6 protein-coding genes are annotated in these 6,947 nt (G+C 56.8%); 2 read left to right on the top strand and 4 right to left on the bottom strand.

Annotation, left to right across the window (positions count from 1 at the left end):
* Positions 1-343: 343 nt before the first annotated feature.
* From ptsP to BDE01S_RS06955, 4 genes are all read right to left on the bottom strand, one after another.
* Complete coding sequence (ptsP, locus tag BDE01S_RS06970; protein WP_066079278.1) at positions 344-2,095, bottom strand: phosphoenolpyruvate--protein phosphotransferase; 1,752 nt, start codon at positions 2,093-2,095, stop codon at positions 344-346.
* 1 nt (position 2,096) lies between these two features.
* Positions 2,097-2,366 carry an HPr family phosphocarrier protein gene (locus BDE01S_RS06965; protein WP_066079281.1) on the bottom strand — a complete coding sequence of 90 codons (270 nt, stop codon included), beginning with the start codon at positions 2,364-2,366 and terminating at the stop codon, positions 2,097-2,099.
* A 70-nt stretch (positions 2,367-2,436) separates the two neighbouring features.
* Positions 2,437-2,889: a PTS sugar transporter subunit IIA gene (locus BDE01S_RS06960; RefSeq protein ID WP_066079275.1), complete on the bottom strand. Its 453-nt coding sequence runs from the start codon at positions 2,887-2,889 to the stop codon at positions 2,437-2,439.
* A 120-nt stretch (positions 2,890-3,009) separates the two neighbouring features.
* Complete coding sequence (locus tag BDE01S_RS06955) at positions 3,010-3,573, bottom strand: hypoxanthine-guanine phosphoribosyltransferase (protein ID WP_066079272.1); 564 nt, start codon at positions 3,571-3,573, stop codon at positions 3,010-3,012.
* Positions 3,574-3,938: 365 nt separating this feature from the next.
* Between BDE01S_RS06955 and BDE01S_RS06950 the strand changes: the two genes are divergently transcribed.
* Both BDE01S_RS06950 and BDE01S_RS06945 read left to right on the top strand, forming a co-directional pair.
* Positions 3,939-4,724, top strand: coding sequence for a putative hydro-lyase (locus BDE01S_RS06950; RefSeq protein WP_066079269.1), 786 nt, complete (start codon positions 3,939-3,941; stop codon positions 4,722-4,724).
* 217 nt (positions 4,725-4,941) lie between these two features.
* The coding region (locus BDE01S_RS06945; RefSeq protein WP_066079266.1) for a prolyl oligopeptidase family serine peptidase at positions 4,942-6,947 on the top strand (2,006 nt) is incomplete at its 3' end.

Genomic DNA, 6,947 nt, shown 5'->3' with positions numbered 1-6,947 from the left:
GCTTCTGGATTCCCGCCTGCGCGGGAATGACGAAAATCTGGCGATTTTCTGTCTGTAAAAATTAATATATTGTTGAAAACAATAAAAATATCTCAATATAGTCGAAGTGTAATTTCTGCTACGGTGCTGACTCTCCTTGCTGTACTATTTGTACTGTCTGCGCCTTGCCGCCTTGTATCAGAATTTACACTCCGACTATAGATGAACAGCCCCCACCCTAGCCCTCCCCCGTTTGATACAGGGGAGGGGACAGGTTGCTGAAATATCAGATATGGCTTGAAACGGTAGATAATTTAGCCGTCTGAAAAACACGGATTTTTCAGACGGCTTTTGCTTGGCATCATCAGGCGTCGCCGGTGATGAGGTTGAGCTGCTTGAAGAGTTTTTCCGATTTTTCCGGGTCTTCGTTGCGTAGGATTTTGGCGGCGGCGTCTTCCAGCTTGGCGGTGTCGCTTTGCAGGACGATGTTTTTCACGGCCAAAAGGTTGTTCGGGTTCATGGAGAAGCGGCGCAGGCCCATGCCGAGCAGGAGGCGGGTGAAGGTGGTGTCGCCGGCCATTTCGCCGCAGACGGACACGCTTTTTTCCATGCGGTTGGCGGTTTTGATGATGTGCTGCACCATTTTCAGCACGGCCGGGTGGCTGGGTTGGTAGAGATGGCTGACGGCGTCGTCGCCACGGTCGACCGATAAAACGTATTGGATCAGGTCGTTGGTGCCGATGGAGATGAAATCGACCAGTTTTAAAATGCTGCCGACGGTCAGGGCGGCGGAGGGGATTTCAATCATGCAGCCGGCGGAGATGTCGCCGAAGGTTTCGCCGCGCTCGGCGAGCTGTTTCTGCGCGGTTTCCAGGTGGACATGGCATTGGCGCACTTCGGATACGGAGGTAATCATCGGCCACATGAGGCGTACGGGGCCGTGGGCGGCGGCGCGCAGGATGGCGCGCATTTGGGTGCGGAACATCACCGGCTCGGCCAGGCAGAGACGGATGCCGGTCAGGCCGAGTGCGGGGTTGAGGCTGCCGTTGGGCGTGGCGTTTTGGCCGAACCAGCGGGGGTTTTTGTCCACGCCTAAATCGACGGTGCGGATGGTGAGCGGCTTGCCTTTCATTTTTTTGACGATGCCGCTGTACACTTCGTATTGCTCGTCTTCGGTGGGCAGGGTGTCGCGGTTGAGGTAGAGAAATTCGCTGCGGAACAGGCCGACGCCGTCTGCGCCCACGGCGTGCAGGGCTTTGATGTCTTCGGCGGATTCGATGTTGGCCGAAAGTTCGATGTTGATGCCGTCGGCGGTGGTGGCGGCGGTTTTTTTCAGCTTGTTGAGTTCGCGCTTATGGCTGCGGTATTCGCGCTCGAGACGGCGGTATTCGTTGAGAACGGGTTCGTCGGGGGCGATAATCAGGATGCCGTTGATGCCGTCGACGATGACGGTTTCGTTTTCGGTAATCAGGCTGCGGGCGTTGTGCAGGCCGATGACGGAGGGGATGTTGAGGCTGCGCCCTAAAATGGCGGTATGGCTGGTGGGGCCGCCGATGTCGGTCACGAAGGCGGTGATGTGCTGTTCTTTGAAGAGTACGGTATCGGCGGGCGATAAGTCGTGGGCAATCAGGATGGTGTCTTCAAAGGGGTTGTCGGCCAGGTTGAGGTCGTTGCCCAGGCCGGCCAGGTGGTTGTGGATGCGTTGGACGACTTGCAGCATGTCTTGTTTGCGTTCGCGCAGATAGGCGTCGTCGATGCTGTCGAACTGGGCGGAGAGTTTGTCGCTTTGCTGCTTGAGCGCCCATTCGGCGTTGATGTGCTGTTCTTTCAGGATGTCGATCGGCTCGCGCGACAGGGTTACGTCGGTCAGCAGCATCAGGTGCAGGGAGATGAATGCGCCGAGCTCGGTGGGGGCGTTTTCGGGAATGGCGTTACGCAGCTGCTCCAATTCTCGGCGGGTGGCTTTGATGGCGGTTTCGAAGCGGGCGACTTCGGCATCGATGCGCGAGGCTTCGATGTCGTATTGGGGCACTTCGGCGGTGCCGCGCGTAATCAGGTGGGCATGGCCGATGGCGATGCCTTTGCCGGCGGCGACGCCGTGTAAGACGATGCTCATTTTATTCGCCTTCGCCGAAATAGTCGTTGATTAAATCCGCCAGCGCCTGCATGGCGGCGGCTTCGTCGGGGCCGTCGGTTTCCAGCTCGATGACGCTGCCTTTGGCGGCGGCCAGCATCATTAAGCCCATGATGCTTTTGCCGTTGACGCGGTTGCCGTTTTTGGTGACCCATACTTCGCTTTGGAATTGCGAGGCGGTTTGGGTGAATTTGCTGGATGCGCGGGCGTGCAGGCCCAATTTATTGATGATTTCGATGGATTGTTTCTGCATGGCGTTTTCTTCTTGGCGGAGGCCGTCTGAAAAAGGGTGGGTCGGCAAACAGGCGGGGCGGCGCGGCTTTTCAGACGGCCTGAAAAGCTTTGGTGTTGCCCTCGGCACGGCAGACCAGGCCTTCGGGTTCTTCGGTGATGGCGAAAATGCCTTTGACGGCGGCTTCGCGCACTTGTTCGGTAAAGGTGTGCAGGTTGTCGGATTTTTCTGCGTAAGATACGGCTTTAATCATCATCGGCGCGTTCAGGCCGGTGAGAATGGCGGATTTGCCGGCGCGCACCAGACGGCGGGCGGCGTTGCAGGGGGTGGCGCCGAAGATGTCGGTCATAATCAATACGCCGTTGTTTTCGGGGAATTCTTGGATTTCCGCAATGGCGCGGTTGATGATGTCGTCTTGGTTTTCAGACGGCTGTACGCCGAGAATGCGGGCGCTTTCGGGGAAGCCTTGCGGGAAAAAATGGTTGGTCAGGCCGCGGTAGGCTTCGCCGACGGTTTCGTGGGTAATGATGAGCAAACCGATCATGAGGGTTCCTAAGTGTTCTTCTAATACGGCGGATATATGGTTGTGGCGTAGCGGAAAACAAGGCCGTCTGAAAAGAAGTGTGCGTGAATATGCTGCCTGCTTTTTCAGACGGCCTGCCGGTTATGCCTGGTTCAGCGCGTAGATTTCGTCCAGATTGCGCCAGCAGCCGGCCGCGTCCATGCCGTAGCCGAACACATAGCGGTTGGGTACGTTTAAGCCGACGTAATCGCCTTTGGTCGGTTTTTCCTTGTCAATCAATTTGTTGGCGAATACCGCCGCGCGGCAGCTGGCTGCGCCCATTTCCAGCAGCTTTTCCTGAATGGCGGCCATGGTGTGGCCTTCGTCGAGAATGTCGTCCAATACGACGACATGGCGGCCGCGGATTTGCTCCGGGGCGGGCATGCGTTTCCAGTTGAAATTGCCGCCCTGTAATTTGTCGCCGTAACGGGAAACGTGGATGTAGTCGAAATCCAGCGGAAAGCGCAAAAGCGGCAGCAGCTTGCCGGTGAAGACGACCGCACCGCCCATTACCGGCAGCAGCAGCGGGTATTGGCCGCCTAAGTCGCGGGTGATTTCGGCGGCGATTTTTTCCAGCGCCGCTTCGCATTCGACCCGGTCGAACAGCAGCTCTGCTTGGTCCAGCATGGCTTGGGTTTGGCGGCGTTTGGTGTCTAAGTCGGTCATGGCGGTCAGGATATTTCAGTAAAAGAAATGATTATAAACCTAAAGGCCGTCTGAAAGTAATGAATTGCTTTTCAGGCGGCTTGAGACCTTAGATTTTAGACTTTTTCAAAATTCCAAATATTTTGAAAATCTCTTTGCCGTCATTCCCGCGCAGGCGGGAATCCACTTTGGATATTAAGTAACCTATTTTTAAAATCAGTTACCACACGTCCATAGGTGGATTCCCGCCTGCGCGGGAATGACGGCAGAGATTTGCGCCGTCTTCCTTTCCACCCGGTTTCAAACCGGATGGATTTGGTTATAAAATGGTTTTCATGAAGCGGCAATGCGTCCGTTTCTTGCCCAACAATCAAGGAGGAGAAACCATGAATTATGCCGGTATGCACCCGCGCGATGTGCGCCGCCTGTTTCGCGAAGGCCGTCTGAATACGCAGACTTCGGGGATGTGTTTGGGTTATGCGCAGGCGAATATGGCGGTATTGCCGAAAAAATACGCCTACGATTTTTTGCTGTTTGCCCAGCGCAATCCCAAATCCTGCCCGATTTTGGAAGTGGGCGATACGGGTTCGCCTTATCTGAAAACCATCGCGCAAGACTGCAATGTTGCCAGCGATTTGCCGAAATACCGGATTTACGAACACGGGGAATTGGTGGGCGAGTTCGATAATGTCGAGGCGTATTGGCGCGATGATTTGGTGGCGTTTTTAATCGGTTGCAGTTTTTCGTTTGAAAGCGAGCTGCTGGAAAGCGGCGTGAGCGTGCGCCATATTGAGGAAGGACGCAATGTGCCGATGTATCTGACCGATATTCCGTGCGAGCCGGCAGGCGTGTTTTCCGGCAATATGGTGGTGAGCATGCGCCCGCTGCCGCCGGAGCAGATTGTGAAGGCGGTCAACATTACCGCCGCCATGCCGCGCGTACACGGTACGCCCGTACATATCGGCCATCCGGCGTATATCGGTATCGCCGACATCAACAGCCCGGATTTCGGCGAGGCGGTCACGATACGGGAGAATGAAACGCCTGTATTCTGGGCGTGCGGGGTGACGCCGCAGTCTGTCGTGATGAATTCCAAACCCGATTTCTGCATTACCCATGCGCCCGGGCATATGCTGGTGACGGATATTAAAAATGCGGATTTGAAGTTTTAACGGGGTGGCAAAAAGGCCGTCTGAAATCCGGCTGCCGGGTGTAGTCGGATTTCAGACGGCCTTTGTCATGCCTTTTTGCTATAATTGCGGTTTGTTTATTTTGACTGGCCGTACCGCATGGATTAGGTTGCCAACACATCATTCATGCTTCAAAGGCGTTGGGTTTCCGACCCAACCCGCCACGTTCAGACGGCTTTAACTGCAGATTCCCCGTACCATGCCCCATCAAGACCCTTATCTTCATTTTGAAAACTTAGATTCCGCCGATACGCAAAACTTTGCCGCCGCCGCCCATCGGGAAACGGTGGCGCGTTTTTTGGATCATCCGCAAGCACGCAAACTTTCAGACGGCATTTTGGTGCAGATGCAGGATACGCGGCAGATTCCGTTTTGTCAGGAACACCGTGCGCGCATGTACCATTTCCATCAGGATGCGGCGCACCCGAAAGGCGTGTACCGCGTGTGCACCGCCGCCACTTACCGCAGCGGTTATCCCGAGTGGGAGGTATTGTTTTCGGTGGCGGATTTCGATGAAATTTTGGGCGACGATGTTTACCTCGGCGGGGTGTCGCACTTGGTCGAGCAGCCGCACCGTGCGCTGCTGACCCTCAGCCGGGCGGGCGGCGATACGGCCTATACCTTGGAAATGGATTTGGCGCAAGGGCGGTTGGTGGAGGGCGGCTTTCACTTTCCGGCGGGCAAAAACCATATTTCGTGGCGCGATGAAAACAGCGTGTGGGTATGCCCTGCGTGGGACGAGCGGCAGATGACGGCTTCGGGCTATCCGCGCGAGGTATGGCTGGTGGAGCGGGGGCAGAGTTTTGAGGAAAGCACGCCCGTGTTCCAAATCGATGCGGACGGCATGATGGTCAATGCGTGGCGTTATCTCGACCCGCAGGGTTCGCCGATTGATTTAATCGAGGCTTCCGGCGGTTTTTATACCAAAACGTATTTGCAGGTGGCGAAAAACGGCGGGGTCAAGCCGCTGAACCTGCCGGAAGATTGCGATGTGGTGGGTTATCTGTGCGGCCATCTGCTGCTGACTTTGCGTAAAGACTGGAAACGCGCCAACCAGAGTTATCCCAAGGGCGGGCTGGTGGCGGTGCGGCTGAACAAGGGCGAGCCGGGCGCGGCGCAGTTGCTGTTTGCGCCCGACGAAACGCAGGCTTTGGAAAGCGTGGAAACCACGCGGCATTTTGTGGTGGCCAACACTTTGGAAAACGTACAAGGCCGTCTGAAAGCATGGCGTTTTTCAGACGGCATGTGGCAGGAAACCGAATTGCCGCGCCTGCCTTCGGGGGCCTTGGAAATCGCCGACCAGCCGTGGGGCGGCGATGTGGTGTATCTGGCCGCCAGCGATTTCACCACGCCGCTGACGCTGTATGCGCTGGATTTGAATGTGATGGAGCTGACCGTCATGCGCCGCCAGCCGCAACAGTTTGATTCGGACGGCATTGAAGTGCGCCAGTTTCAGGCAATTTCCGACGACAGTACCCCAATCCCGTATTACCACGTCGGTAAAACGGCCTCGTCCGATACGCCGACGCTGGTGTATGTGTACGGCGGCTTCGGCGTACCCGAGCTGCCGCATTATCTCGGCAGTATCGGCAAATACTGGCTGGAAAAGGGCAATGCTTTTGTATTGGCCAACGTGCGCGGCGGCGGCGAATTCGGCCCGCAATGGCACCAGGCCGCGCAGGGTTTGCACAAGCATAAGAGCACCGACGACCTGCTGGCCGTCGTGCGCGACGTATGCGCGCGCGGATTGAGTTCGCCCGAACGGATTGCCCTGCAGGGCGGCAGCAACGGCGGCTTGGTGGCCGCTTCCGCCTTTGTACGCGCGCCCGCAAGCGTCGGTGCGCTGGTGTGCGAAATGCCGCTGACCGATATGCTCCGCTACCCGCTGCTTTCGGCCGGCGCGAGTTGGACGGACGAATACGGCAATCCGCTCAAATACGACGTTTGCCGCGATTATTGGGCGGCGCATTCGCCTTATCACAATCTTTCAGACGGCAAAGATTATCCGCCCGCACTGATGACCACCAGCCTTTCCGACGACCGCGTCCACCCCGCGCATGCGCTCAAGTTTTACGCCAAACTGCGGGAACATTCCCCGCAAAGCTGGCTGTATGCCCCCGACGGCGGCGGCCATACCGGCAACGGCACACAGCAGGATGCCGCCGACGAATTGGCCTGTGTGTTGGTATTTTTGCAGCAGGCGTT

Origin of the sequence: Bergeriella denitrificans NBRC 102155 (assembly GCF_001592185.1) — a bacterium.
Lineage (GTDB): Bacteria > Pseudomonadota > Gammaproteobacteria > Burkholderiales > Neisseriaceae > Neisseria > Neisseria denitrificans.
This window is presented reverse-complemented; position numbering and strand designations above follow the sequence as displayed.

Bases quoted from the DNA above. Each gene is read 5' to 3' on its own strand.
- BDE01S_RS06955 (WP_066079272.1), bottom strand. From the start codon at position 3,573: ATGACCGACTTAGACACCAAACGCCGCCAAACCCAAGCCATGCTGGAC.
- ptsP (WP_066079278.1), bottom strand. From the start codon at position 2,095: ATGAGCATCGTCTTACACGGCGTCGCCGCCGGCAAAGGCATCGCCATC.
- BDE01S_RS06960 (WP_066079275.1), bottom strand. From the start codon at position 2,889: ATGATCGGTTTGCTCATCATTACCCACGAAACCGTCGGCGAAGCCTAC.
- BDE01S_RS06965 (WP_066079281.1), bottom strand. From the start codon at position 2,366: ATGCAGAAACAATCCATCGAAATCATCAATAAATTGGGCCTGCACGCC.
- BDE01S_RS06950 (WP_066079269.1), top strand. From the start codon at position 3,939: ATGAATTATGCCGGTATGCACCCGCGCGATGTGCGCCGCCTGTTTCGC.